Raw genomic sequence first — 24,104 nt, forward strand, 5'->3', positions numbered from 1 at the left:
CCTACCGCAGCCTCCGGCCAGTCGCACCCGCGCTGGCCATCCGCTTTCCTCCTGCTTTCCTCCGTTTATCCACTGACTTATGTTGAAGACCCTGCTCTCCGCCGCGATGGGCGCCGCAATGGCCGCCACGCTGGCCTTTGCCGCGCCGGCCAGCGCCGCCAGCAACTGGCCCACCAAGCCGATCCGCTTCGTCGTGCCCTACCCGGCCGGCGGCCCGCTCGACACCGTAGCGCGCGCCATCGGCGAGAAGCTGCGCGATAGCCTCGGTCAGCCCGTGGTGGTGGAGAACCGGCCCGGCGCGGGCGGAAATCTTGGCGCGGACTTCGTGGCCAAGCAGCCCGCCGACGGCTACACGATCGTGATGGGCGCAGTGGCCACCCATGCCATCAATCCGACGCTGTTCGCCAAGATGCCGTATGACCCGGTCAAGGATTTCACGCCGATCACGCTCGTGGCCGACGTGCCGAACGTGCTCGTGATGCACCCTGGCAAGGCCGCCGAACTGCACATCAATAACGTGCGCGATCTGGTCGAATACGCGCGCAAGCATCCGGGCAAGCTCGACTACGCGTCGGGTGGCAACGGCAGCGCCGGACATCTGTCGGGCGAGCTGTTCAAGAGCATGGCGCATGTCAGCATGGTCCATATCCCGTACAACGGCGCGGCGCCCGCGCAGATGTCGGTGCTGTCGGGCCAAACCGACCTGATCTTCGACAACCTCGCGTCGGCGTCGGCCAACATCAAGGCGGGCAAGCTCAAGGCGTTCGCGGTCACCACGGCCAGCCGTGCGGCTGCATTCCCGGAACTGCCGACGATTGCCGAAGCCGGCAAGGGACTGGGCCTGGAGAACTTCGATATCTCCACGTGGTTCGGCGTGCTCGCTCCGGCCGGCACCCCGCGCGACATCGTCGATCGGCTCAATCGCGACATCGTGGCGATCCTGAAGACCGACGACATGAAGGCGAAGCTGGCACGCATCGGCGCGCAGCCGGCGCCGACCACGCCTGACCAGTTCGCCACCCTGATCCAGCGCGAACTGAAGAAGTACAGCCAGATCGTCAAGGTTTCCGGCGCGAAGGTCGACTGACCCGGTCCGGCCCCGGCCGTGCCCGGTGACGCCGGCGCCAGCGATGGTTCGCGCCATCGTCGGCGCCCGCCGCCACCGGGCGCGGCAGCAGCAATCCCACCTGCACGATGCGGGGCCCGTCCATTCGGGTCACCGTCAGCCGCAAGCCGGCAATCTCCAGCGCATCCCCCTCTACCGGCGGCGACCGGAACACCGCCAGCATCGCCTGTTCGAGCGTGCTCAACTGCTCGTGCGGCAGCAACGGCCGGGTGCCATAGAGCGCGGCGACATCGGCCAGACTCGCCTGTCCGGCAAGCAGGAAATCGTAGGTCACCTGGTCCCAGGCAGGCGGCGGTCCTGACGTCAGGAACAGTCGAGAAAGCACCGGCAGAACACCGCCGGGCGCCAGCACCGAGACGATATCGCCAGCACGCAGGATGGCACGGTCGAGCGGCACCAGCGCCCCGTCACGCGCCACGGTCATCAGGCGGCTGCGCATCGGCAATTCGAGTTGGTCCGCGCGCAAGCTGTCCACCGGTGAATTGGCGGCCACCTCGAACTGCATCAACTCCAGCGCTGGCGCCTGGGTGCCGCGCATCCGCTCACGCGATAGCGGTTCGTTGTAGAGCGGTCGCAGCACGCGCGCCAGCCGTGCGGCCAGGGCGACCGTGGTGCCCTGGCACAGCAGGCTGGCCAGCACCACCGCGAACGCCACGCGAAACAGCAACCCCGAATCCTTCATGCCCTGCAGCATCGGGAACAGCGACAGCACGATCGGCACCGCGCCGCGCAACCCCATCCACGCCACGAAGCCCTTCTCGCGCGCGTTGAACCGGAACGGCAGCAACGAGATCCAGACGGATACGGGCCGCGCCACGCACATCAGAAACAACGCCACGGCCGCGGCGGGCAGCGCGATGTCCCAGATCCGGTGCGGAGACACCAGCAGGCCAAGCAGCAGGAACATCGCCGACTGCGCCAGCCAGGCCATGCCATCCATCGCCCGCATCGTGTCGCCGCTGACCGCGTGTTCCCGGTTGCCGACGATCATCCCGGTCAGGTAGACCGCCAGGAAGCCACTGCCGCCGGCAGTCTGCACGATCGCCCAGACCATGCAGCCGCCCGAACAGACCAGAATGGCCTGCAGGCCCTCGGCCACATTGACGCGCTCCATCACATTGGCCAGGCAGTAGCCCAGCGCCGCGCCAAGTATCCCGCCCACCCCGAACTGCACCACCAGCCGCGTCACCAGCGCGCCAGGCGACAGCCCCTGCGGCGAGGTGATCCACTCGATCAACGTCAGGGTCAGGAAGATCGCCATGGGATCGTTGATGCCCGACTCGATCTCGAGCACGCTGGCCACGCGCTCCGTGAGCCGCACACCGCTACCGTTGAGCAGGGAGAAGACGGCGGCAGCATCGGTGGAGCCTACGATGGCGCCGAGCAACAGCCCGAGCTTCCAGTCGATCCCGAGCAACCAGGAAGCAAACGCGCCGACCAGCACCGCCGTGATGACCACCCCCAGCGTGGCCAGGGACAAGGACGGCCGCAGTGCCACGCGGAAGGTGGCAAGACGCGTGCGCAACCCCCCATCGAGCAGGATCACGGCCAGCGCGATATTGCCCACCAGGAAGCTGAGCCAGGTGTTGGAGAAGCGGATGCCACCGGGGCCGTCGACCCCGGCCGCCATGCCGACGCCCAGGAAGACCAGCAGGAACGGGACACCGAAGCGCGACGAGAAAACCCCAAGCAGGATGCCCGCCGTCATCACGACGGCGCCGAGCAGAATGGCGTGGTCAATGCTTTCCATCCCGTGGCTCCCCGTACCGTCTTACCGTCGATATACCGACCGGTTCTGTCGATGATAGTGCACGCCGAGGCCGGCTCCACGCCCTGCTGCCGGACGTCCAATCGCCCGTTCGCCTCGTGATTTCCCTTGCATCGTCAACGACTTACGTCCGCCTTTCGAACAGCTTTCGGACGTATGCCTAGGGACATACCCTGAGGATGCACCCAAATGCAGACATATGAAAGGTAGCTGAAAGGATGCACTTTTAACTTCCACCCTGCCCGCGACGGGGAGTGTCGCAGGGCCGTGGGTGACGTGCACCCGCGACCCAGTTGACAGGCCGGTTTTCCGGCACGTCGCGTCAAGTTCAAGCAAGTCAATCGAGGAGAATCATTTTGCGCATACGCAGCCAAAAGGACTTTGCCTCCGGCCTGATGTTCATTCTGGTCGGTCTGGGCTTTTCCTTCGTCGCCCGTGGCTATTCCATGGGAACAGCCGCCAAGATGGGACCGGGGTACTTCCCGTTCTGGCTCGGCATCGTGCTCGCCCTGCTGGGCGCGCTGGTACTGTGGGGTTCGCTGTCGTCCAAGGCGGCACAAGACAGCCTGGAACGTTGGGACATCAAGATCCTGCTGTGGATCCTGGGTGCGGTCGTGCTGTTCGGCCTGCTGCTCAAGCCGCTCGGCATGGTGCTGTCGGTCGTGGTGCTGGTGCTGGTTTCCTCGATGGCCAGCCATGAATTCAGCTGGAAGGGTGCCGTTCTGAACGCGATCATCCTCGTGCTGATCAGCATGGGCGCCTTCGTGTACGGCATCAACCTGCAGATGCCGGTGTGGCCGGCTTTCCTGGCAAGCTAAGGAGACGGGCCTCATGGAACTGTTAGACAACCTCGGACTGGGCTTTGCAACCGCCCTGTCACTGCAAAACCTCGCCTACGCATTCCTGGGCTGCGTGCTCGGGACGCTGATTGGTGTGCTGCCGGGCCTCGGGCCTCTGGCCACCATCGCCATGCTGCTGCCGGTGACGTACACCCTGCCGCCAGTGGCTGCGCTGATCATGCTGGCCGGTATCTACTACGGCGCACAGTACGGTGGGTCGACCACCGCCATTCTGGTGAACCTGCCCGGTGAATCATCATCAGTGGTGACCACGATCGACGGCTACCAGATGGCGCGTCGTGGCCGTGCCGGTGTGGCACTGGCTACCGCCGGTCTCGGCTCGTTCTTCGCTGGCTGCGTGGCCACCCTGATCCTGGCCGCGTTTGCCGCGCCGCTGTCGGAACTGGCGTTCAAGTTCGGTCCCGCCGAGTACTTCTCGCTGATGGTGCTGGGCCTGATCGGCGCCGTGGTGCTGGCTTCGGGCTCGCTGTCGAAGGCCGTGGCGATGATCGTGCTGGGCCTGTTGCTGGGTCTGGTCGGTACCGACGTGAACTCGGGCGCTGCGCGCTTCTCGTTCGACGTGCCTGAACTGACCGACGGCCTGAACTTCGTGTCGGTGGCGATGGGTGTGTTCGGCTTCGCGGAAATCATCGCGAACCTGGAGCAGAAGGAAGCCCGCGAAACCTTCACGGACAGCGTGACGAACCTGTTCCCGACCAAGGAAGACTTCAAACGCATGATTCCGGCGGTGCTGCGTGGCACGGCGCTGGGTTCGGCACTGGGTATCCTGCCGGGTGGCGGTGCCGCGCTGGCTTCGTTCGCCGCGTACTCGCTGGAAAAGAAGACGTCGAAGTTCTCGCACGAGTTCGGCAAGGGCGCGATCGAAGGCGTGGCGGGTCCGGAATCGGCCAACAACGCCGCCGCCCAGACCTCGTTCATCCCGCTGCTGACGCTGGGCATTCCGCCCAACGCCGTGATGGCGCTGATGGTCGGTGCGATGACGATTCACAACATCCAGCCTGGCCCGCAGGTGATGAGCAGCAACCCCGCGCTGTTCTGGGGCCTGATCGCCTCGATGTGGATCGGCAACTTCATGCTGATCATCCTGAACCTGCCGATGATCGGCGTGTGGGTGAAGCTGCTCAAGGTGCCGTACCGCTTCCTGTTCCCGGCGATCCTGACGTTCTGCTGCATCGGCGTGTACTCGGTCCAGAACACCACGTTCGACGTGTTCCAGACCGCGGCCTTCGGCGTGATCGGCTACCTGTTCATCAAGCTGAAGTGCGAACCCGCGCCGCTGCTGCTGGGCTTCGTGCTCGGACCGATGATGGAAGAGAACTTCCGCCGCTCGCTGCTGCTGTCGCGTGGTGACTTCAGCGTGTTCGTGACGCGCCCGCTGTCGCTGGGTCTGCTGATCGGCGCGGCAGTGCTGGTGCTGATCGTGGCCATGCCGTCGATCAAGGCCAAGCGCGAAGAAGCATTCCAGGAAGAGTAAGGCCTCCGGCCTCAGCTTCCGCTGTACTGGAAGGGCGCCCATTGCGGCGCCCTTTTTTTCATTCCGGCGCCGCAGCAATGCGGCATTCAGGCGGGGCTCATGCGGCGTTCAGGTGGCGAACAACTCGGCACACGCGGCGCGGATCGCCTCGGTCACGTGCGCGCGGCCGTGATCGCGCCGCTCCAGCATGCCGATGGTGCGGACCATTGGCTCGCCATCGGCCTGCAACGGCAAGATACGCAGCGCCTCATCTTCCTGCCAGCGGGCACGTTTTAGCAGCGGCACCACGGTCACCCCCACCTCCTGACGCACGAGTTCCACCAGGGCCTCGATCGAATTCAGTTCGAGAAACTCGTTGGTGCGCAAATGGGCGCGACGGAGCGCGCGCTCCACCAGCACACCGGTACGCTGGGTGCGATCGAACCGCAGGAACGGATTAGCCGCCAGCGCCTGACGCGCCGTATCGCCACTGCTGCCCCGCGAGGCGATGGCCACCAGCGGCTCGTCATAGAGGGGCGTCCAGCGCAGCACCCCGGATGGGCGCGCCATGCCTTCGACCAGAAACGCCGCGTCGAGCTCGCCGCCCTCCACCATCGTCGCCAATTCGATCGACTTCGCGCCGATGAGCCGGACATCAAGCGCCGCGTGCGTGCGCTTGAGCCGCGCCACGACATGCGACAGCCCCCCCATCACCGACACCACCGCGCCGACCGCCACAGCCCCCGCCATCGCATCGGACCCTGAAAGTGGCAGCCGCATCTCCTCATAGAGATCCAGCAGCCGCCGCGCCATGGGCAGCAGTTCCCGGCCATCGGCATTGAGCACTGCCACGCGTCCGCTGCGGTCGAACAGTTCGCGCCGCAATTCCTCCTCCAGGGAGCGCATTTGCAGGCTCACTGCCGCCTGGGTCAGTGCCACCTGACCGGCGGCGGCGGCGAACGAGCCATGCTCGGCCACGGCTACGAAGGTCCTTAGAAAGCGGATTGTGCTCATGGGGTGCTCATTGAATGCATATGGGTCGCTGGCCTCCTTGCTCGATTCACAAGTTTTTCTTGTGGATCAGGCAAGGAATATTAACTTTCATTATGTCGACCGGCGCGGAATAATTTTGGGTTGCTGCCCAGAAGAGATGTGCCGTACCCATCCGCACCGGAGAAGAGAAATGAAAACCTGGCTTCGCCTGTTTGGCGTCGGCCTTGCCACAAGCCTGACCCTGGCTGCTGCCCCGTCGCACGCAGAGAACTATCCCAGCAAGCCGATCCGGCTGATCGTGCCCTTCCCGGCCAGCGGCGCCACTGATCTGCTGGCGCGCGCTATTGCCCAGAAAGTGGGCACGAGCATGGGCCAGCAGATCGTGGTGGACAACCGGCCCGGCGCCGGCGGCGCGATCGGCTCGGACATGGCGGCCAAGGCGCCCGCCGACGGCTACACACTGCTGATCGCCACGACCAGCACGCACTCGATCGGCCCGTACATCAACACCCATCTGCCGTACAACACAGAGACGGACTTCACGCCGATCGGCCAGGTGGCCACGGCCACCAACGTGCTGGTGGTGCCGAACTCGCTGCCGGTGAAGAACGTCAAGGAACTGATCGACTACGCGAAAAAGCATCCGGGCGAGTTGAACTACGCATCGAGTGGCAACGGCACGGTCGTGCATCTGACCGCCGAGGCATTCAAGGCCCAGGCCGGTGTGTTCATCACGCATATTCCGTACCGTGGCACGGCGCTGGCGGTGCCTGACCTGATCTCGAACAAGGTGCAGATCCTGTTCGACAGCATCGTGTCCGGCATGCCGCACGTGAAGGACGGCAAGCTGAAAGGGCTGGCCGTGACCAGCATGAAGCGCTCGCCGCTGGCACCGGACCTGCCGACGGTCAACGAATCGGGGCTGCCCGGGTTCGAATCGGACACATGGTTCGGCATTTATGGCCCCAAGGGCCTGCCGACAGATATCGTCAACCGCCTGAACAGCGAGTTCAACAAGGCCATCCAGTCGCAGGACGTCAAGGATCGCCTGGCCAAGCTCGGCGCCGAGCCCGTTGGCGGCACGCCGGCGCAGTTCGCCGCGATGGTGAAGAAGGACAGCGCCCGCTGGGGCAAGCTGATCAAGGATCGGAAGATCCAGGTGGATTGATTCTTTGATCCCCAATTTTGCTCTGCTCTCCTGCACGATGGGAGCGCAGAGAAAACACTAGGCATAGCGAGAGACACCATGCAGAACTTCAACTGGACCAACCCCTACCCCACCGTGCGCATTCCGCTGTTCGCGCGCAACGTTGTGTCGACCTCGCATCCGCTGGCGGCCCAGGCCGGCCTGCGGATGCTGCTCAAGGGCGGCAACGCAGTGGACGCCGCGATTGCCGCCGCCGCGGCGATCACGCTGGTGGAACCGGTGTCGTGCGGCCTGGGCAGCGATGCCTTCGCGATCCTGTGGGACGGCAAGCAACTGCACGGCCTGAATTCGTCGGGCGTGGCGCCGGCCGCGTGGAATCCGGACTACTTCAAGAACAAGTACGGCGCCGATGGCAACGGCCTTGCGAACCGGCCGATCCGTGGCTGGGATTCGGTCACCGTGCCTGGTGTCATCGCCGGCTGGGCCGCGCTGCACGAACGCTTCGGCAAGCTGCCGTTCGAAGACCTGATGGAACCCGCGATCGAGATCGCGGAACGTGGCTATGCGGTGCCGCCGGTGGTTGCACACAAGTGGGCCGCCGCCGTGCCGGACCTCAAGAGCCAGCCCGGCTTTGCCGACACGTTCATGCCGAATGGCCGCGCGCCGGCCGTCGGCGAGAAATTCTTGTTCAAGGATGCCGCAGACACGCTGCGCAAGATCGGCGCCACTGGCGGCCGTGCGTACTATGAAGGCGAAATCGCCGAGAAGATCGCCGCGTTCAGCAAGGCATGCGGTGGCGCGATGACGCTCGACGATCTTCGCAACTACCGCCCCGAGTGGGTCACGCCGATCAGCAAGTCCTACCGTGGCTACGAAGTGCACGAGATTCCGCCGAACGGCCAGGGCATTGCCGCGCTGATGGCGCTGGGTATCCTCGATCAGTTCGACGTCGGCTCGCTGCCGGTGGATTCGGTCGACTCGCAGCACCTGCAGATCGAGGCGATGAAGCTTGCCTTCGCGGACCTGTACCGCTACGTGGCCGATCCGCGCAGCATGGAGGTCACGCCCGAGCAGATGCTGGACGAGGCCTACCTGAAGTCCCGCGCCAAGCTGATTGACATGCAGCGCGCGACGCATTTCAACTTCGGCATGCCCCGCACTGGCGGCACGATCTACCTGACCGCGGCGGACGAGAACGGCATGATGATCTCGTTCATCCAGTCGAACTACATGGGCTTCGGTTCCGGCGTCGTGGTGCCGGGCACCGGCATCAGCCTGCAGAACCGTGGCGTGGGGTTCTCGATGGATCCGAAGTCGGCCAACGTGGTGGAAGGCGGCAAGCGCCCGTTCCACACGATTATCCCGGCCTTCCTGACCAAGCAAGGCAAGCCGGTGATGAGCTTCGGCGTCATGGGCGGCGATATGCAACCGCAAGGTCATCTGCAAACCGTCGTGCGCATGCTCGACTACAACCAGCAACCGCAGGCTGCCTGCTGCGCACCGCGCTGGAAGGTCAACCGCGACTTCACGCTGGACGTTGAAGGCACCATGGACCCGAACACCGTGGCCGGGCTCAAGGAGCGCGGCCACAAGCTCAAATCCGTGGAAGACCCGTATATGGACTTCGGCTCCGGCCAGTTCATCTGGCGTTTGTCGGACGATGCCGAGCAAGGCTATGTGGCCGCCAGCGACAGCCGCCGCGACGGTCAGGCCGTGGGCTTCTAAGGCAGAGGTTTAGTTGTACCGCTGTAGGTAGTACGTAGTAGAAGTCCTGCGAGGCGCCATGGGGAAACCCATGGCGCCTATTTTCATTCCGGAATTGCCACGCGCAATACACCGGCAGGCTCAGGAAGTGCTCGATCGCCACGGCATCGGCGATATCGATGCAGAACGCGCCAATCGCAATTTGCTTAAATACGCACGATGCTTGCATCAGCCCCCGGGCTGCAACTGTTCCGCTGCATTCGCGTGAAACTGTGCATGGCATGGCGTGGAGGCTCCCGTACACTTGCCGAGTCGCTGATTTCTGGAAAGCCGCCCCCATGCCTACCTTTGCCTACCGAATCGTCAACGTATTCGCCGAGTCCACCTTCGGCGGCAACCCCCTGTGTGTGTTCGAGGACGCGCGCGGACTCGATGACGCGACCATGCAGGCGCTGGCCCTGCAGTTCAACCTGTCGGAGACCACCTTCGTGCTCCCATCCGACAACGCCAACGCCGCCGTGCGCATATTCACGCCGGGATACGAGATGCGCTTCGCAGGCCATCCGACGCTTGGCACGGCGCACGTCGTGCGGGACCTGATGAAAACGGGCGACGCGCTTTCGCTCGAATTCAAGGCCGGCGTGGTCCCGGTCACGGCCAAGGGTGACCGCTGGACACTGACCGCGCCGCACACCGGCGCGCCGAAGACCGCCCCGGCGGGCCTGCCGGATGCCGAGATGGCATCGTTGCTGGGCCTGACCATGGACGATCTTGCCGGATCACCGATGTGGGTCGACACCGGCGCCGACCAATTGCTGGTCCCCGTGAAGACGCCCGACGCAGTACGTCGCGCACAACCGGACAGCAGCCGGCTCGATCGCTGGCCGCAAAGCAGCCTGGGCCGCAAGACCGCCTATGTCTTTGCATTCGACCCGGAACAGCCAGGCAAGGCACTCGTGCGGTATTTCTTCACCAAGCAAGGCGGCGGCGTAGCGGAAGACCCAGGCACTGGCTCCGCTTGCGCCAACCTGGGCGGATGGCTCGTAGCAACAGGCCACCAGTTGCCCGCCAGCTACGAGGTGGACCAGGGCGAGTTCGTTGATCGCCGCTGCCGACTGGACCTGAACGTGACCGCCGAGGGCGCGATTCGCGTGGGCGGCCGCGTGATCGAACTCGGTCGCGGCACCGTGACACTCTGACAAGGACTCTGCCATGCCATCGCACGACATTGCCACACTTGCCGATCTCGAATCGTTGTACGCCGAACCGTCAGGGGCATCGCTTGCCAAGGAGGTGGACTACCTCCACCCGTATTACCGAGCCTTTGTGGAGGCGTCACCGTTCTGCCTGCTGTCTACGGCCAGCGATAAGGGCGGCGACTGCTCCCCTCGCGGCGACGCGCCCGGATTCGTACATGTGCTCGACGATCGCACGTTGTTACTACCGGACCGCCGCGGGAACAATCGCATCGACAGCCTGCGAAATATCATCGCCGACCCGCGCGTGGGGCTGCTGTTCCTGATTCCGGGCGTCAACGAAACACTGCGTGTCAGCGGGACCGCAAAGATCTCCACGGATCCCGATCTGATCTCCCGCTGCGTGGCGCAGGACAAAGCGCCGACCTCGGTGCTCGTCATCGCGATCCAGTCGGTATTCTTCCAGTGCGCCCGCGCGCTGATGCGATCGCACCTGTGGTCCGCCGACGCGCAGATTTCACGCGAGGCGCTGCCGAGCAATGGCACGATCGTCGCAACGCTGAGCCAGAATGCGATCGACGCTGCCACCTACGATCGCGAACTCCCGGACCGCCTGCGCAATAACCTTTACTAGCGCGGCAGCCACTCGGCCGCGTGGGTACCGAGTGGTTCGGAAGGCAACGCCCAATATGCCGGCGTTGCCGATAACCGGGCCGCGTGACGCACCACGGTCAACTCGCCGAAGCCCGACTCCTGCACTTCGAGCAGGTCCGAAATCTCGTCGATGTGCTGGTCGGGCACGCTGAAGCCATCCGGCACGCGACCTAGCCCGCGCAACCATTGCCCGACCTGGGCCAGCGACACGCGCACATGCCAGCTTCCGCCTTCCACCGCACGGCGGTGCAGTGCCGCCATCGCGCCGAAGGCCAGCAGATACCCCGCGGCATGATCCAGCACCTGCGCCGGGAGCGGTTTCGGTTCAGTGCTGCCGGCTGCCCGGGCTTCGTCGTCATTGAAGCCGGTGGCCGTCTGCACGAGCGAATCGAAACCACGCTTGCCCGCCCACGGCCCGACATGGCCATAAGCAGATAGCGACACATAGACGATGCCCGGACGCGCGCGCGCCGCGGCTTCGGCACCGACCCCGAGCTCCGCCAGCCCGTTCGGGCGATACCCCTGCACCACGACATCGGCGCCGTGCAGCAGCTTGTGCAGCGCGCGCTTGTCATCCGCGTCACGCAGATCGAGCTGGCAGGAGCGTTTGCCACGCCCGGTATCGATAACGAGCGGGGGAATCGACGGAAGGTGCGCAGCCGTGACCAGCAACACATCGGCGCCGTGGGCGGCCAATGTCCGCCCCGCCACCGGGCCGGCGATGATGCGCGTGAAGTCGAGCACGCGCACGCCGGACAGCGGCCTGGCATCGACATTGATTTCAGCCTGGGGGGCGAATGCCGGCAGCGGCATCGGCGGCGCATCGCCGATCCGTTCGATGATGACCGGCGGGAGCCCCCGCAACGCCTGAGCCTGCGGGTGCGCCTGCCATTCGTCATAGGTCCGCATCGCCGCCACGACCATGCCGGCGTCCGAGGCCGCCGCTTCGAAGTCCTCGGCCTTCCACTTGGACAGCGCGGCGCGCACGGCATCCTTGTCGTGCGCGCAATGCAGAAGCTTCAGCACGCCATCCCGGTGATGCGGAAAATTCGTATGCAGCCTGACCCAGCGGCCATCGCCGCACGGGTACAGCCCCGCGATCTTGTCCCATAGCTCGGGCGCGGCGCCCCCCTTGACGCGCAGGTAGCGCTCGCTGCGAAACTCGGCCATGGCATGGCGCATATCGACCGCGACGCCCTGCCAGTTGCCGGTCCGCTGCGCCCACAACGCGGCGGCAGCCAGCGCCGACGCGCCCAGGCTGGCCTGGGCCGCGGCGCCAATGGCGAAGCTGGATGGGAGAACCGGATCGGCGCCGGTCAGCGTCAGATGCCCAAGTGCTTCCGGGGGCATCCCGGCCTCGCGCCAGAGCGCGGCCAAGGCATCGGGGGCAGTTTGGGGGGGAACGGTGGCGAAGGAAGCGGAGTTCATGGCTTGTATTCCAGCAGCGGCAAGCCCCGGACTGTGCGACGATTGCGCACCACGGCCCGAGGTCTACCGCACGATGATGACCCTGATATCTGGTGGATTCTGCACCACTTCAGCCCATCGCGCCGTGAGACGATTCGGAAAAAGCCCCGCAGGTGCCGGGTTACCCCGCAGGCACGGTAAAATCGCCCCATTCCACGGAACATCAGGACCGCAAACCGGGTCAATCCAGGCCCGGACCGTCCGCCCAAGCAATCGAGCCGCCCCCGTTGCGGCGACAACATGAGCCACGACACCAAACCCAACGACACGCCCGCCGCCTCCAACTTCCTGCGGAGCATCATCGACCAGGACCTCGCCACCGGCACCTACGCCGGCCGCGCGGACAAGCAAGGCGACCCGCTGCCGACGGTCATCACGCGCTTCCCGCCGGAGCCGAACGGCTACCTGCACATTGGTCACGCCAAGAGCATCTGCGTGAACTTCGGGCTGGCCCGCGACTATGCCGGCCGCTGCCATCTGCGCTTCGATGACACAAACCCGGTGAAGGAAGACACCGAGTACGTCGACTCGATCATCGATGCCGTGCACTGGCTCGGCTTCTCCTGGGACAGCGCCCAGGCGGGCAGCACACCGCACCTGTACTTCGCGAGCGACTACTTCGACCAGCTCTACAAGTTTGCCGAAACGCTGATCGAGCGCGGCGTGGCCTATGTGGACAGCCAGAGCGCCGAGCAGATCGCCGCCATGCGCGGCAACTTTTCCGAGCCGGGCAAGCCGTCGCCGTTCCGCGACCGCTCGGTCGAGGAGAACCTGAAGCTGTTCCGCGAGATGCGCGACGGCAAGTATGCCGACGGCGAGCACGTGCTGCGCGCGAAGATCGACATGACCGCCCCGAACATCGTGATGCGCGATCCGGTGCTCTACCGCATCCGCCACGCCCATCACCACCGTACCGGCGACAAGTGGTGCATCTACCCGATGTACGACTTCACGCATTGCATCTCGGACGCGATCGAGAACATCACGCATTCGCTGTGCACGCTCGAGTTCGAAAACAACCGCCCGCTCTATGACTGGGTGCTCGAGCACCTGCGCGACGCTGGCGTGTTCGCCAATCCGCTGCCGCACCAGTACGAATTCGCGCGCCTGAACCTGACCTACGCGATCACCAGCAAACGACGCCTGAAGCAGCTCGTGGACGAGCAGCGCGTGACCGGCTGGGACGATCCGCGGATGCCCACCATCGTCGGTATCCGCCGCCGCGGCTACACGCCCGAGTCGATCCAGCTCTTCTGCGATCGCGTGGGTGTGTCGAAGGCCGATAGCTGGATCGACATGAGCACGCTCGAAGGCGCGGTCCGTGATGACCTCGACGCGCGGGCGCCGCGCAGCGTTGCCGTGCTGGACCCGCTGAAGCTGATCCTGGACAACTACCCGGAAGGCCAGAGCGAGGAATGCTCGGCGCCGGTGCACCCGAAGCAGCCTGAAATGGGCCGCCGCGTGTTCCCGCTGTCGCGTGAGCTGTGGATCGAGCGCGAGGACTTCAACGAGAACCCGCCGAAGGGCTACTTCCGTCTGTTCCCGGGCAACAAGGTGCGCCTGCGCTACGGTTATGTGATCGAATGCACCGGCGTCGACAAGGATGCCGACGGCAACGTGATTGCCGTGCACGCGAACTACCTGCCGGAAACCAAGAGCGGCACGCCTGGCGCGGACAGCGTAAAGGTCAAGGGCAACATCCACTGGGTCAGCGCGCCTCACGCGTGTGAAGCCGAAGTCCGCCTGTACGACCGTCTGTTCAACGATCCGAACCCGGATGCCGGTGGCAAAAACTTCCTGGACGCGCTGAATCCGGACTCGAAGAAGGTCGTGACCGCCTATCTGGAGCCGGGCCTGCGCGATGCCAAGCCAGAGGACCGTTTCCAGTTCGAGCGGCACGGTTACTTCGTGGCGGACCGAGCGGATTCGCAGCCGGGCAAGCCGGTGTTCAACCGCACGGTTGGACTCAAGGACAGCTGGGGCAAGTAAGCATGGCGCAAACCATTACTTTTCCGCTTGATCGCGAGTTCATCGCGCTGAATGACCTGCTGAAGCTTGCCGGCGTCTGCGACAGTGGCGGTGCCGGCAAGGCGCTGGTCGCTGCGGGCGAGGTATCGGTGGACGGTGCGCCCGAGTCGCGCAAAACCGCGAAGATCCGCGCTGGCCAGGTGGTCGGCGTCGGCGGCACCGGTGGTGTGCGCATCAAGGTGGTTGCAGCCTGAACGTCAAGCAGTGCGATCACGAGGCGGCGGCGCAATGCCGTCGCCTCGCTAACTTGTCACAGATTAGCCGTTTCAAATCGAAGGCGAGGCGGCTTCCAAGGAGCATCAATGCCAATCGCGTTCTGGTGTGTACTCGTGGCTGGCCTGATGCCAGTCCTGACCGTCGCCGTTGCCAAGGCCGGTAGCCGTGGTTACGACAACCATGACCCACGTGCCTGGCTGGAACGACAGAGCGGCCGCGCGCGGCGTGCCGACATGGCCCACCGCAATCATTTCGAGGCATTCCCGTTCTTCGCCGCCGCCGTACTGATCGCCTCGCATCTGGCCGCACCGCAAGCACGAATCGACGAACTGGCGATTGCTTTCATCGTCATCCGGGTTCTGTACACCATTTGCTACCTGACCGATCGCGCAACGCTGCGCACGTTGTTCTGGACGGTTGGGCAACTGACAGTGATCGGCATATTCCTGCTGCCAGTCTTCGTTCACTGAGTCTGTCCACGGATTGTGTCCATGAAGCGGAGGCCCCGAATGCGCGTCATCCTTCCGATTGCCGCAGCACTGCTGGCCTCCCCTGCCCTGGCCGCGCCGGCCACCTACACCGTGGACCCGACACACACCGCCGTGTACTTCGGCGCGAGTCACTTTGAACGCACCACGGTTCGTGGCCGCTTCGGCAAGATGGACGGGCGCATTCTTTACGACCCCGACAGCGGCACCGGGTCTATCGACTTCACCGTTGACACCGACTCCGTCGACACGGGCAACCGCAGCCTCGATGGCGTGCTGCGTTCCGCGCAGTTCCTCGACGCCCAGAACTTCCCCGTTGCCCGGCTGCAGGCGAACCGCTTTATTGTCGAGAACGGCAAGCTTGTCGCCGTGGAGGGTTCGCTATCGCTCCATGGCATCAGCCAACCCTTGCGCCTCGAGGCCGATCGTTTCAGTTGCGGGGAGACGGTCCTGTTTGGTGTCAGGCGGAACGTGTGCGGCGGCGACTTCCATGCCAGTTTTCCGCGCAGTGCTTTCGGAATAACACGCTTCCTGCCCGAGGTTGGCGATCTGGTCACACTTCAGGTGTCGGTCGAAGCATCCCCCGCCGGCGCGGCGGAACCCGCGGGAAAATAGCCAGCGGCACAGCCTGTCGAAGGCACCCCGGCGTCACCTTTAGCTGGAAGAAGTTCAGTAAAATCAGCCCTTTGCCAAGACCATCCAGCCGCGTAGCCTCACTGCGAACGGCGATGCGCGAGCCAAGATGAGCATGATTCACCTGAACGACGTCGTTGCGGCGTCGCTAGCTGCTGCCGGCGCCTGCCTGGCGTGCAGCATTCCCGGCGATTTTCTTCGCCGATTTCCACTCTGGGCCTACAAGACCTATGGCCGTGGCGCGCTGTTGCTGCCGCTGCTCGCCGTCATGGTCGGGACGTTGATCGCTGGTGTAGCCGTTGAAGGCGACATCAACAGTGATGGCGGTATTGCCTTGGTGGCGGCCGCCTCGTTCCTGGGCTTGATACTGGCTTCCGCCCTGCTGCGCTTCTGGCTCGCCGACTATCGCAAGCGCTGACCCGGCGCGGGCCAGCCGGGACATTTACCGCCCCGGCTACCCCATTTCCATCGTGTCGACGTCCGGATCACGTATGATTCGGCCTTTCGCGCACAGAGCACGATTGCTGGCGCGTGCCGCTTACCTGATCCCATGGCGCTCAAGTCCACCATTTTCAAAGCCGACCTGTCCGTGTCCGACATGGATCGGCCGTACTACGGCAGCCACACGCTGACCATTGCCCAACACCCGTCCGAGAACGACGCACGCATGATGGTCCGCCTGCTGGCTTTTGCCTGCGAAGCCACCGAGACGCTGACCTTCACTCGCGGCCTGGACGAACCCGACGAACCCGATCTCTGGGACAAGACGCTGACCGGCGACATTTCCCACTGGATCGACCTCGGCCAGCCCGACGAAACCCGGCTGAAGCGTGCCGCCGCGCGTGCCGATCACGTCACTGTCTATACCTACCAGAGCGCCAGCGCGCGTGAGTGGTGGAAAGGCATGTCGGGCAAGGCCAGCAAGCTGCGCAACGTGACCATCTACAATGTGCCTTCGGATGCCGTGGAAGCGCTGGCACGTATGGCCCAGCGCGCCATGCGCCTGTCCGTGACCATCCAGGATGGCGACATCTGGGTCAGTGACGACGACCACAATGTGCAGATTACGCGCGAAGTACTCCAGCGCGCGGACGATTGATTCCCAGCCACACTCAAAAGGAAGACTGCGATGCAAACCACTCCCTCCGGCCTGCAATTCGAAGACACCGTCGTCGGTTCGGGCGACGAAGCCAAGGCAGGCAAGCATGTGACCGTGCACTACACCGGCTGGCTCTTCGAGAACGGCCAGGCTGGCCGCAAGTTCGATTCGAGCAAGGATCGTAACGACCCGTTCGTGTTCCCGCTGGGCGCCGGCCACGTCATTCGCGGTTGGGACGAAGGCGTGCAGGGCATGAAGGTTGGTGGCACGCGCCGCCTGGTCATTCCCGCCGACCTGGGCTACGGTGCCCGTGGCGCCGGTGGTGTGATTCCTCCGAACGCCACGCTGCTGTTCGAAGTGGAACTGCTCGCGGTCTGAGCCAGAACCCGCCAATAAAAAACGGACGCCTTGGCGTCCGTTTTTTATTGCGCATGAAGCACAACCGGGAATCAACGGCGCTTCATGTAGAACACAAAAACCTTGTCGACCTCGGCGTGCGACAGCAACTCATTGCCCGTCTGCTTCGCGAATGCCTGGAAATCGCGCGTCGCGCCCGGATCAGTGGCCAGCACCTTAAGCACTTCGCCACTGGCCATGTCAGCCAGCGCCTTCTTGGTCCGCAGGATCGGCAGCGGGCAATTCAGGCCGCGGGCGTCCACTTCTTTCTGGAAATCCATTCCTCACACCTTCTATTTCTGATAGATGCCGTATTGTAGCGAAGCGCCGAGCAGGCTGAAGTCGGTCGGGCGACGCGGATCGGGAATGTCGTCACCGGTGGCGCGATCATAGAAGCGCACCGGCATTCCGCGGCGCTCCAGGAAATCGGCCACGGCAAAGCCGGTACCCGCATTCCAGATCCGCATCTTCTCGGGTGCCACAAGCTTGTATTCCGCCAACTCTTCCGACAGCCGGATATTCCCGGTCGCCTGAACGTGGTAGGCAATGATCAGCTCGTTCTTGCGCATGAAGTCGTAGACACCAATCAGCGATGCCGACACGGTATCGAGATTGGTCTCTTCCTTGAGCTCGCGTGCCACGCCCAGTTCCGGCGTTTCGTCACGTTCCATAAAGCCGGTCACCAGCGCGAACATCTTCTCGGGCCACACGGCATTGCGTGCCAGCAGCAGCTTGCCCTCGTACTCGACCACAGCCGCCAGCACCGGCAACGGATTGTCCCAATGCACGAATCCGCAGCCATCCCGCAGGCAAACATGGCGATAGCGTCCAGACATTGGCAAATGCTCAAGTTCCGAACCGCATTGCGGGCAAAAACGATAGTTATGCATCGGGGGTCTCCTGTCTTCTGTCTCGTGTCTCGTTATCGTTGGTGAATGCTGGATGCGTAACTGCCCTTCAACCCGAGCAGGCCGTGCGGATATCGGCGGCAAACGCTTCCACGGTGTCTGGCTGCAGGTCCCACGCGCACATCAACCGGCACCCGCCTGCGCCGATGAAGGTGTAGAACAGCCAGCCCCGGGCGCGCAGCGCCTCGATGGCCGGCAGCGGCAGCTCGGCAAAGACGGCGTTTGCCTCGGTCGGGAACATGATGCGCACGCCAGGAATATCGGCGATGCGCTGGTGAAGCAGCGTCGCCATGGCGTTGGCGTGGCGCGCGTTATTCAGCCACACGTCGTTTTCGAGCATGCCGAGCCATGGCGCCGAAATAAAACGCATCTTCGACGCCAGTTGCCCCGCCTGCTTCACGCGGTAGGCAAAGTCTTCCGCCAGCTTGCGGTCGAAGAAAACCACGGCCTCCCCCACGGGCAAGCCATTCTTGGTGCCGCCAAAGCAGAGCACATCGACGCCCGCACGCCAGGTGATTTCTGACGGGTGCACACCGAGCGATGCCACCGCATTGGCGAATCGCGCGCCATCCATATGCACGCGCAACTGGCGCCGCTTGGCGATGGCCGCAATGGCACGCACTTCCTCCACCGTGTAGACGGTGCCCACCTCGGTGGCCTGCGTCAGCGAGACGACGCGCGGCTTCGGATAGTGGATATCGGCGCGGCGCGTGACCAGCGCCTCCACCGCATCGGGCGTCAGCTTGCCGTTCTCGCCGGGGGCGGTGAGCAGCTTCGACCCGTTCGAGAAGAACTCGGGTCCGCCGCACTCGTCCGTTTCGATATGGGCGAGTTCATGACAGATCACCGAGTGGTAAGACTGGCACAGCGACGACAGCGCAAGCGAATTGGCCGCCGTGCCGTTGAAGACGAAGAAGACCTCGCAATCGGTCTGAAACAGATCGCGGATGCGATCGCAGACCTTTTGCGTCCAGCTGTCGTCGCCGTAGGCCTTCTCATGGCCGCTGGCGTTGGCCTCGAGAAAATATTTAAGCGATTCCGGGCAGAAACCCGCGTAATTGTCCGAGGCGAACTGCTGCATGGTGGAGACTGCGGAGGTCATCGTTCAGCCTTGCTGGAAGTTACTTCTTGTCGGCCCAGAGTTCGCCACCGGTAGCCCAGTTCTCGCGCTTGACGTCGGTGATGATGATGTCGACCGCGCCCGAGGAGCAGCCAAGCGTCTCGCACGTGACACGGGTAACTTCCTCGACAAACTTGCGCTTCTGCTCGACGGTGCGGCCTTCAAACATTTCTACGTGGAAAGTGGGCATTCGTGACTCCTTTGGAATGTCAGTTCTTGTAAGAGGGATCGATTTTATCGAGTTTGCGCAGCAGTGCGGGCCATTCCATCACGCCCTCGACCGCGCCACCGTCATAAAGCTGCAGCGAGGTCTTGTCCGCAATGGCCGCTGACGGCTGGATGGTAGCGCTGCCGAGCTGCGCGCCGAGCTGGATCTCACACGCCTTGATCAGCGTGGCCATCAACACGTAGGCCTCCGCCACCGTGCGGCCCACGGTCAGCGTGCCGTGGTTGCGCAGCAGCATGGCCGGGTGCCCGCCCAGCGACCCGGTAAGCCGCCCGCCCTCGGCCGGAGAGAACGCCAGCCCTTCGTAATCGTGATAGGCAATCCGCCCGTGGAAACGCATCGCATGCTGCGAGAGCGGCAGCAGCCCCTCGGCCTGGGCCGACACCGCGATACCAGCGGTGTTATGCAGGTGCATCACGCAGTGCGCATCGGGGCGGGCCGCATGGACCGCGCCGTGCAGCGCAAAGCCTGTCACGTTGACGGGATGAGCGGTTTCGCCGACCACCTCGCCCCGGCTGTTGATCTTGACGAGATCAGACGCACGAATCTCGTCGAAGGCAAAGCCAAACGGATTGATCAGGAAGTGATCGGGTTCGCCGGGCACGGTGGCCGAAATATGGGTGTAGATCAGGTCATCCCAACGCTCCAGCGCGGCCAGCCGGTAGGCGGCGGCAAGGTCCACGCGCACGCGCGCTTCTTCGTCGCTGATCGGGAAAGCCGGGCCCGCGGCACGGCCGGGCTGCAAGGCAAAAGACATGGGGCAAAGGCTCCGCGCCGCCCTGCAACGCCTGCGCGGGTGCGTCCGGTCGAGTGAGCGGCGGAGCCGATACTGTAGCGCAGTCCTCAGGCGCCGGCATGGGCCGGTTTGCCGCCCACCGGCAGCGCGCGCCACATCCAGACGTAGATCAGCGCGCCCAGCAACAAGGCCCCGGCCGCCACCGCCAGCGACGCCGAAAATCCGCCCGTGCGGGCCACCAGCGCCGTGGCCAGCGGCGGCCCCGCGATCTGGCCGAGCGCGTATGCCGCCGTCATCAGGCCGATCAGCTTCGAGGCACGCTGGCCCCATAGGCGCCGCGCTTCACGCATCGCGAACGACACCAGCGCCGTGAACGGCAGGCCCACCAGGAGGCTGCTGAGCGCGAATCCGGCCACGGTCGGCCAGACCGCAGCCACGCCCACGCCGATGGCCTGCATTGTGTACAGCATCATCATCATGCGGCGGTTGTCGTGGTGCATGCCCACGCGCGTGACCAGATACGCGCCCACCATCACCCCTGCTCCCAGGATCGGCCAGAACAGGTCTGCCCAGACACTGCCCGGCATGGCCTGGCGTGCGATTACGGGCAGGAATGTCGCGGTGATGATGTAGCCGAATCCGGCCAGGCCGTAAGCCAGCGTCAGCGCCCAGGTTTCAAGGTCGAGTTTTGGCGTGGGTGCCGGCGCGAGAGTTGGCGCGCTGCCACCGCACGGCGTGTGTAACGCAGGGGGCGGCGAACCGAACACACGCCACACCAGCGCCAGCATGACGGCGCCAAGCACCGCGAACGTCATCCATCCCCAATTGGCCAGCCAGTGCCCCGCCACCATGCCGAATGCCGACACCCCCGTGATCACGATGCCGACCCCCGGCCCGCAGAACATCAGGCCGCCAAGGGTCGGATGGTCGAGTTCGGCGAGTCGCTGCATGCACCACGCGGTCGCGTAGACCATCACCACCGCGCTGGCGATACCGGCCAGCGTGCGCCAGGCGAGCCACGCCACCATGCCGCCGGGGAGCGCCATGGCCAGCGTCAGCACCACGGTCAGCACCAGCGCGCCGCGCACCATGCGCACCGGGTCGGGCCGGATGAACAGGCATAACAATGCACCCAGCAGGTAGCCGATATAGTTCAGCGTCGCCAGCGCGCTGCCCTCGGCCAGGGTCACGGTGCCGTCGTGCAGCATCATCGGCAGCAGCGGCGTGAAGGCGAAGCGCCCGATGCCCATGGCCAGCGCCAGCGAGACGAGCCCGGCCAGCGCCACGGCCCATGGGCCAGCGGTTTGCCGGGTCAGCAATCCGGAGGAAATATCGGCATTTGCGGAAGGCATGTGACGGAATCCGGGCTGGCGCCGCATTCGGCGGATTTGACAATGTCGCCAATGCTACGCCTGAATCGTCATACCTGCCGGCAGCCGGCCAGCCCGCTCCGGCACGCTCCGGCACCAATGCGCGATGGCGGAATGTGGCCGGTCGCCTACACTGGAAGTGGCGCGGCCACGGCATTCACTGCGGGCCGCTCCCCGCCATGACACTCGCACCGATCCGAGACTGGCTGGCCCGGGTGCGCTGGCTCGCACTGGGGCACGCCCTCGGGCTCACCTTGCTGGCGATGACAGGCGCGCACGCGCAGTCCGCGTCATCCGCATCCACCGCGCCTGCCGTGCCACCGGTCTACGTCATCCCCATCCGGGGCGCCATCAGTCCGGCCAGCGCCAGCTTTGCCGTGCACGGCATCGAACAGGCCAGCAAGCATGGGGCGCAACTCATCGTGATCGAGATGGATACGCCAGGCGGCCTGGACAAATCGATGCGCGACATCATCCAGGCCATCATCGCGTCGCCCGTGCCGGTTGCTACATACGTCTATCCCGGCGGCGCGCGGGCCGCCAGCGCGGGCACCTACATCCTCTACGCCAGCCATATCGCCGCAATGGCGCCCGGCACCAACCTGGGCGCGGCCAGCCCCGTCGCGATCGGCATTGGCGGCCCGAAACCGGAAGCGGGTCCGGCACCCGCATCGGCACCATCCAGCGCTCCGGCGGCCGAGGACACGATGACACGCAAGCAGATGCATGATGCGTCCGCCTACATCCGAGGGCTGGCGCAGTTGCGACACCGCAATGCCGACTGGGGCGAGCGCGCGGTAAGAGAAGCGGTGAGCCTCTCGGCCGACGAAGCCGTGGCGCAGCATGTGGCGGACTTGATCGCCGCCGACCTTCCGGTACTGCTCAGGCAAGTGGACGGCAAACGCATCGAGGCCGCGGGCGCCATGCGCACCCTGCACACGGCGGGCGCGCCCGTGGTCACGCTGGAACCCGACTGGCGCAGCCGCCTGCTTGCGGTCATCACGGACCCGAGCGTCGCGCTGATCCTGATGATGATCGGCATCTACGGTCTGATCTTCGAGTTTTCCACGCCGGGCATGGTCGTGCCGGGCATTGCCGGCGCGATCTGCCTGCTACTGGGCCTGTTCGCGCTGCAGATGCTGCCCGTCAACTACGCCGGGCTGGCGCTGATCGCGCTTGGCGTCGGCTGCATGACCGCGGAGCTGTTCCTGCCGACGTTCGGCGCGCTGGGCGTTGGCGGCATCATCGCCTTTGCATTCGGCGCCGTGATGCTGATCGACACCGACGTGCCCGGCTTCGGCGTGCCGCTATCGCTGATTGCCACCTTGTCCACGGTGTCGGCGGTCTTCCTGTTCGGCATGTCGATGGTCCTGTTGCGCGCGCGCCGGCGGCCGGTTGTCAGCGGCGCGGACGCATTGGTTGGCAGCATCGGCGTGGTAATCGACGATGCCCCGGCAGACGGATGGGCAACGGTCCATGGCGAACAATGGCGTATCCACAGCGCTGCCCCGCTGGTACGTGGTCAACGCGTGCGCGTGACGGCGCGGCGTGGGCTGGTGCTCGACGTGACGACCGCGGGCGACCCGTCATGAACATTCCCACTGAAACAAGAACGGAAGGAGTCTGATATGGCTTTCGGATTCAGCTTCGGCGGCTTGATCTTCCTGCTGGTTCTGCTGGTGATCTCCGCATTTCGCGTGCTGCGCGAGTACGAGCGCGGTGTGGTCTTCATGCTTGGGCGCTTCTGGCGCGTCAAGGGACCTGGACTGGTGCTGATCATCCCCGCCATCCAGCAGATGGTGCGCGTGGACCTGCGCACCGTGGTACTGGACGTGCCCCCTCAGGACGTGATCTCGCACGACAACGTGTCCGTCAAGGTCAACGCGGTGATCTACTTCCGGGTGGTCGACCCGGAACGCGCGATCATCCAGGTGGCCAACTTCCTCGAGGCCACGAGCCAGCTCGCGCAGACCACGCTCCGCTCGGTGCTGGGCAAGCACGAGCTCGATGAAATGCTGGCGGAAAGGGAGAAGCTGAACCTCGACATCCAGAAGGTGCTCGACGCCCAGACGGACGCATGGGGCATCAAGGTATCGAATGTCGAGATCAAGCATGTCGACCTCAACGAGACGATGGTCCGCGCAATCGCACGGCAGGCCGAGGCCGAACGCGAGCGGCGCGCCAAGATCATTCATGCCGAAGGCGAATTGCAGGCATCGGTGAAGCTGCTCGAGGCCGCGCAGATGCTGGCGCGTCAACCGGAGGCGATGCAACTCCGCTACCTGCAAACGCTCACCCAGATCGCTGGCGACAAGAGTTCGACCATCGTCTTCCCGTTGCCAATGGGCGTGCTGTCGGCACTTGCCGGCGGAGGGTCGAAATAGCACATTTTGATGCGATTGATTGGCCTCAAGAGTTTGCGCTGGACGCCACAATCGTTCACAACTTCCCTATTGGCATGAGCCGGATCGAGGCCTAGCATCGGCCTCGCCGTCTGCACCTTTGCTGACGGTTTC

26 protein-coding genes are annotated in these 24,104 nt (G+C 64.6%); 17 read left to right on the forward strand and 9 right to left on the reverse strand.

Going from position 1 to position 24,104, the window contains the following annotated elements; translation table 11 throughout:
- The first annotated feature begins 79 nt into the window (after positions 1–79).
- Positions 80–1,087, forward strand: a complete 1,008-nt coding sequence (locus RN01_RS20660; protein ID WP_017514250.1) for a tripartite tricarboxylate transporter substrate binding protein — start codon at positions 80–82, stop codon at positions 1,085–1,087.
- On the opposite strand, the gene RN01_RS20665 is transcribed toward RN01_RS20660, so the two are convergent.
- Positions 1,059–2,876 carry a potassium/proton antiporter gene (locus RN01_RS20665; RefSeq protein ID WP_017514249.1) on the reverse strand — a complete coding sequence of 606 codons (1,818 nt, stop codon included), beginning with the start codon at positions 2,874–2,876 and terminating at the stop codon, positions 1,059–1,061. The two genes, RN01_RS20660 and RN01_RS20665, sit on opposite strands and share 29 nt — an antisense overlap.
- Positions 2,877–3,250: 374 nt before the next feature.
- Between RN01_RS20665 and RN01_RS20670 the strand changes: the two genes are divergently transcribed.
- Together RN01_RS20670 and RN01_RS20675 are read left to right on the forward strand one after the other, a co-directional pair.
- On the forward strand, positions 3,251–3,712 hold the full coding sequence (locus RN01_RS20670) for a tripartite tricarboxylate transporter TctB family protein (RefSeq protein WP_008647137.1): 462 nt from the start codon (positions 3,251–3,253) through the stop codon (positions 3,710–3,712).
- Positions 3,713–3,725: 13 nt separating this feature from the next.
- Positions 3,726–5,228 carry a tripartite tricarboxylate transporter permease gene (locus tag RN01_RS20675; RefSeq protein WP_011515655.1) on the forward strand — a complete coding sequence of 501 codons (1,503 nt, stop codon included), beginning with the start codon at positions 3,726–3,728 and terminating at the stop codon, positions 5,226–5,228.
- Between the two features lie 108 nt (positions 5,229–5,336).
- Here the strand turns inward: RN01_RS20675 and RN01_RS20680 are convergent, their stop codons facing one another.
- Positions 5,337–6,221 (reverse strand): LysR substrate-binding domain-containing protein, encoded by an 885-nt coding sequence (locus tag RN01_RS20680; RefSeq protein WP_017513670.1) that lies wholly within the window; start codon positions 6,219–6,221, stop codon positions 5,337–5,339.
- Positions 6,222–6,390: 169 nt separating this feature from the next.
- Here RN01_RS20680 and RN01_RS20685 point away from each other — a divergent pair, with 169 nt between their 5' ends.
- From RN01_RS20685 to RN01_RS20700, 5 genes are all read left to right on the forward strand, one after another.
- On the forward strand, positions 6,391–7,368 hold the full coding sequence (locus tag RN01_RS20685) for a tripartite tricarboxylate transporter substrate binding protein (RefSeq protein WP_017513669.1): 978 nt from the start codon (positions 6,391–6,393) through the stop codon (positions 7,366–7,368).
- A 78-nt stretch (positions 7,369–7,446) separates the two neighbouring features.
- The gene (ggt, locus tag RN01_RS20690) at positions 7,447–9,072 is read left to right on the forward strand and encodes a gamma-glutamyltransferase (RefSeq protein ID WP_011515652.1); all 1,626 of its coding nucleotides are present in this window, start codon (positions 7,447–7,449) and stop codon (positions 9,070–9,072) included.
- 70 nt (positions 9,073–9,142) lie between these two features.
- Positions 9,143–9,319 carry a hypothetical protein gene (locus RN01_RS34005; RefSeq protein WP_156149785.1) on the forward strand — a complete coding sequence of 59 codons (177 nt, stop codon included), beginning with the start codon at positions 9,143–9,145 and terminating at the stop codon, positions 9,317–9,319.
- Between the two features lie 70 nt (positions 9,320–9,389).
- Entirely contained in the window at positions 9,390–10,250 is an 861-nt protein-coding gene (locus RN01_RS20695) for a PhzF family phenazine biosynthesis protein (RefSeq protein WP_017513668.1), read from the forward strand.
- A 13-nt stretch (positions 10,251–10,263) separates the two neighbouring features.
- Complete coding sequence (locus tag RN01_RS20700) at positions 10,264–10,881, forward strand: pyridoxamine 5'-phosphate oxidase family protein (protein ID WP_017513667.1); 618 nt, start codon at positions 10,264–10,266, stop codon at positions 10,879–10,881.
- Here RN01_RS20700 and RN01_RS20705 read toward each other — a convergent pair.
- Positions 10,878–12,329 (reverse strand): CoA transferase, encoded by a 1,452-nt coding sequence (locus RN01_RS20705; RefSeq protein WP_024570723.1) that lies wholly within the window; start codon positions 12,327–12,329, stop codon positions 10,878–10,880. The two genes, RN01_RS20700 and RN01_RS20705, sit on opposite strands and share 4 nt — an antisense overlap.
- A 279-nt stretch (positions 12,330–12,608) precedes the next feature.
- On the opposite strand from RN01_RS20705, the gene RN01_RS20710 reads away from it, so the two are divergent.
- The 7 genes from RN01_RS20710 to RN01_RS20740 all read left to right on the forward strand — a co-directional run bounded on the left by RN01_RS20710 (position 12,609) and on the right by RN01_RS20740 (position 17,210).
- Positions 12,609–14,357, forward strand: coding sequence for a glutamine--tRNA ligase/YqeY domain fusion protein (locus RN01_RS20710; protein WP_024570722.1), 1,749 nt, complete (start codon positions 12,609–12,611; stop codon positions 14,355–14,357).
- A gap of 2 nt (positions 14,358–14,359) precedes the next feature.
- The gene (locus RN01_RS20715; protein WP_008645224.1) at positions 14,360–14,590 is read left to right on the forward strand and encodes an RNA-binding S4 domain-containing protein; all 231 of its coding nucleotides are present in this window, start codon (positions 14,360–14,362) and stop codon (positions 14,588–14,590) included.
- Positions 14,591–14,698: 108 nt separating this feature from the next.
- Positions 14,699–15,082 carry an MAPEG family protein gene (locus RN01_RS20720; RefSeq protein ID WP_011515647.1) on the forward strand — a complete coding sequence of 128 codons (384 nt, stop codon included), beginning with the start codon at positions 14,699–14,701 and terminating at the stop codon, positions 15,080–15,082.
- 39 nt (positions 15,083–15,121) lie between these two features.
- Positions 15,122–15,715, forward strand: coding sequence for a YceI family protein (locus tag RN01_RS20725; protein WP_017515074.1), 594 nt, complete (start codon positions 15,122–15,124; stop codon positions 15,713–15,715).
- Between the two features lie 127 nt (positions 15,716–15,842).
- Complete coding sequence (locus RN01_RS20730) at positions 15,843–16,151, forward strand: hypothetical protein (RefSeq protein WP_017515073.1); 309 nt, start codon at positions 15,843–15,845, stop codon at positions 16,149–16,151.
- Between the two features lie 132 nt (positions 16,152–16,283).
- Entirely contained in the window at positions 16,284–16,832 is a 549-nt protein-coding gene (locus RN01_RS20735; protein ID WP_008645219.1) for a YaeQ family protein, read from the forward strand.
- 30 nt (positions 16,833–16,862) lie between these two features.
- A complete protein-coding gene (locus tag RN01_RS20740; protein WP_008645218.1) occupies positions 16,863–17,210 on the forward strand; it encodes an FKBP-type peptidyl-prolyl cis-trans isomerase in 348 nt (115 codons plus the stop codon).
- A 71-nt stretch (positions 17,211–17,281) separates the two neighbouring features.
- Here the strand turns inward: RN01_RS20740 and RN01_RS20745 are convergent, their stop codons facing one another.
- The 6 genes from RN01_RS20745 to RN01_RS20770 form a co-directional block, all read right to left on the reverse strand.
- Entirely contained in the window at positions 17,282–17,509 is a 228-nt protein-coding gene (locus tag RN01_RS20745; protein ID WP_008645216.1) for a sulfurtransferase TusA family protein, read from the reverse strand.
- A 12-nt stretch (positions 17,510–17,521) separates the two neighbouring features.
- Positions 17,522–18,118: an NUDIX domain-containing protein gene (locus RN01_RS20750; RefSeq protein ID WP_024570721.1), complete on the reverse strand. Its 597-nt coding sequence runs from the start codon at positions 18,116–18,118 to the stop codon at positions 17,522–17,524.
- 67 nt (positions 18,119–18,185) lie between these two features.
- Entirely contained in the window at positions 18,186–19,217 is a 1,032-nt protein-coding gene (locus RN01_RS20755) for a low specificity L-threonine aldolase (protein WP_017515145.1), read from the reverse strand.
- A 40-nt stretch (positions 19,218–19,257) separates the two neighbouring features.
- On the reverse strand, positions 19,258–19,446 hold the full coding sequence (locus RN01_RS20760; protein ID WP_008645213.1) for a 4-oxalocrotonate tautomerase: 189 nt from the start codon (positions 19,444–19,446) through the stop codon (positions 19,258–19,260).
- A 19-nt stretch (positions 19,447–19,465) separates the two neighbouring features.
- On the reverse strand, positions 19,466–20,239 hold the full coding sequence (locus RN01_RS20765; RefSeq protein ID WP_017515143.1) for a class II aldolase/adducin family protein: 774 nt from the start codon (positions 20,237–20,239) through the stop codon (positions 19,466–19,468).
- Positions 20,240–20,325: 86 nt separating this feature from the next.
- Positions 20,326–21,570: a YbfB/YjiJ family MFS transporter gene (locus tag RN01_RS20770; RefSeq protein WP_024570720.1), complete on the reverse strand. Its 1,245-nt coding sequence runs from the start codon at positions 21,568–21,570 to the stop codon at positions 20,326–20,328.
- A 197-nt stretch (positions 21,571–21,767) separates the two neighbouring features.
- On the opposite strand from RN01_RS20770, the gene RN01_RS20775 reads away from it, so the two are divergent.
- Both RN01_RS20775 and RN01_RS20780 read left to right on the forward strand, forming a co-directional pair.
- Positions 21,768–23,180 carry a nodulation protein NfeD gene (locus RN01_RS20775; protein ID WP_035836735.1) on the forward strand — a complete coding sequence of 471 codons (1,413 nt, stop codon included), beginning with the start codon at positions 21,768–21,770 and terminating at the stop codon, positions 23,178–23,180.
- Positions 23,181–23,216: 36 nt separating this feature from the next.
- Positions 23,217–23,972 (forward strand): slipin family protein, encoded by a 756-nt coding sequence (locus tag RN01_RS20780; protein WP_008645208.1) that lies wholly within the window; start codon positions 23,217–23,219, stop codon positions 23,970–23,972.
- Positions 23,973–24,104 lie beyond the last annotated feature (132 nt).

It is taken from the genome of Cupriavidus sp. SHE, from assembly GCF_000812445.1.
Taxonomy (GTDB): Bacteria; Pseudomonadota; Gammaproteobacteria; order Burkholderiales; family Burkholderiaceae; genus Cupriavidus; species Cupriavidus metallidurans.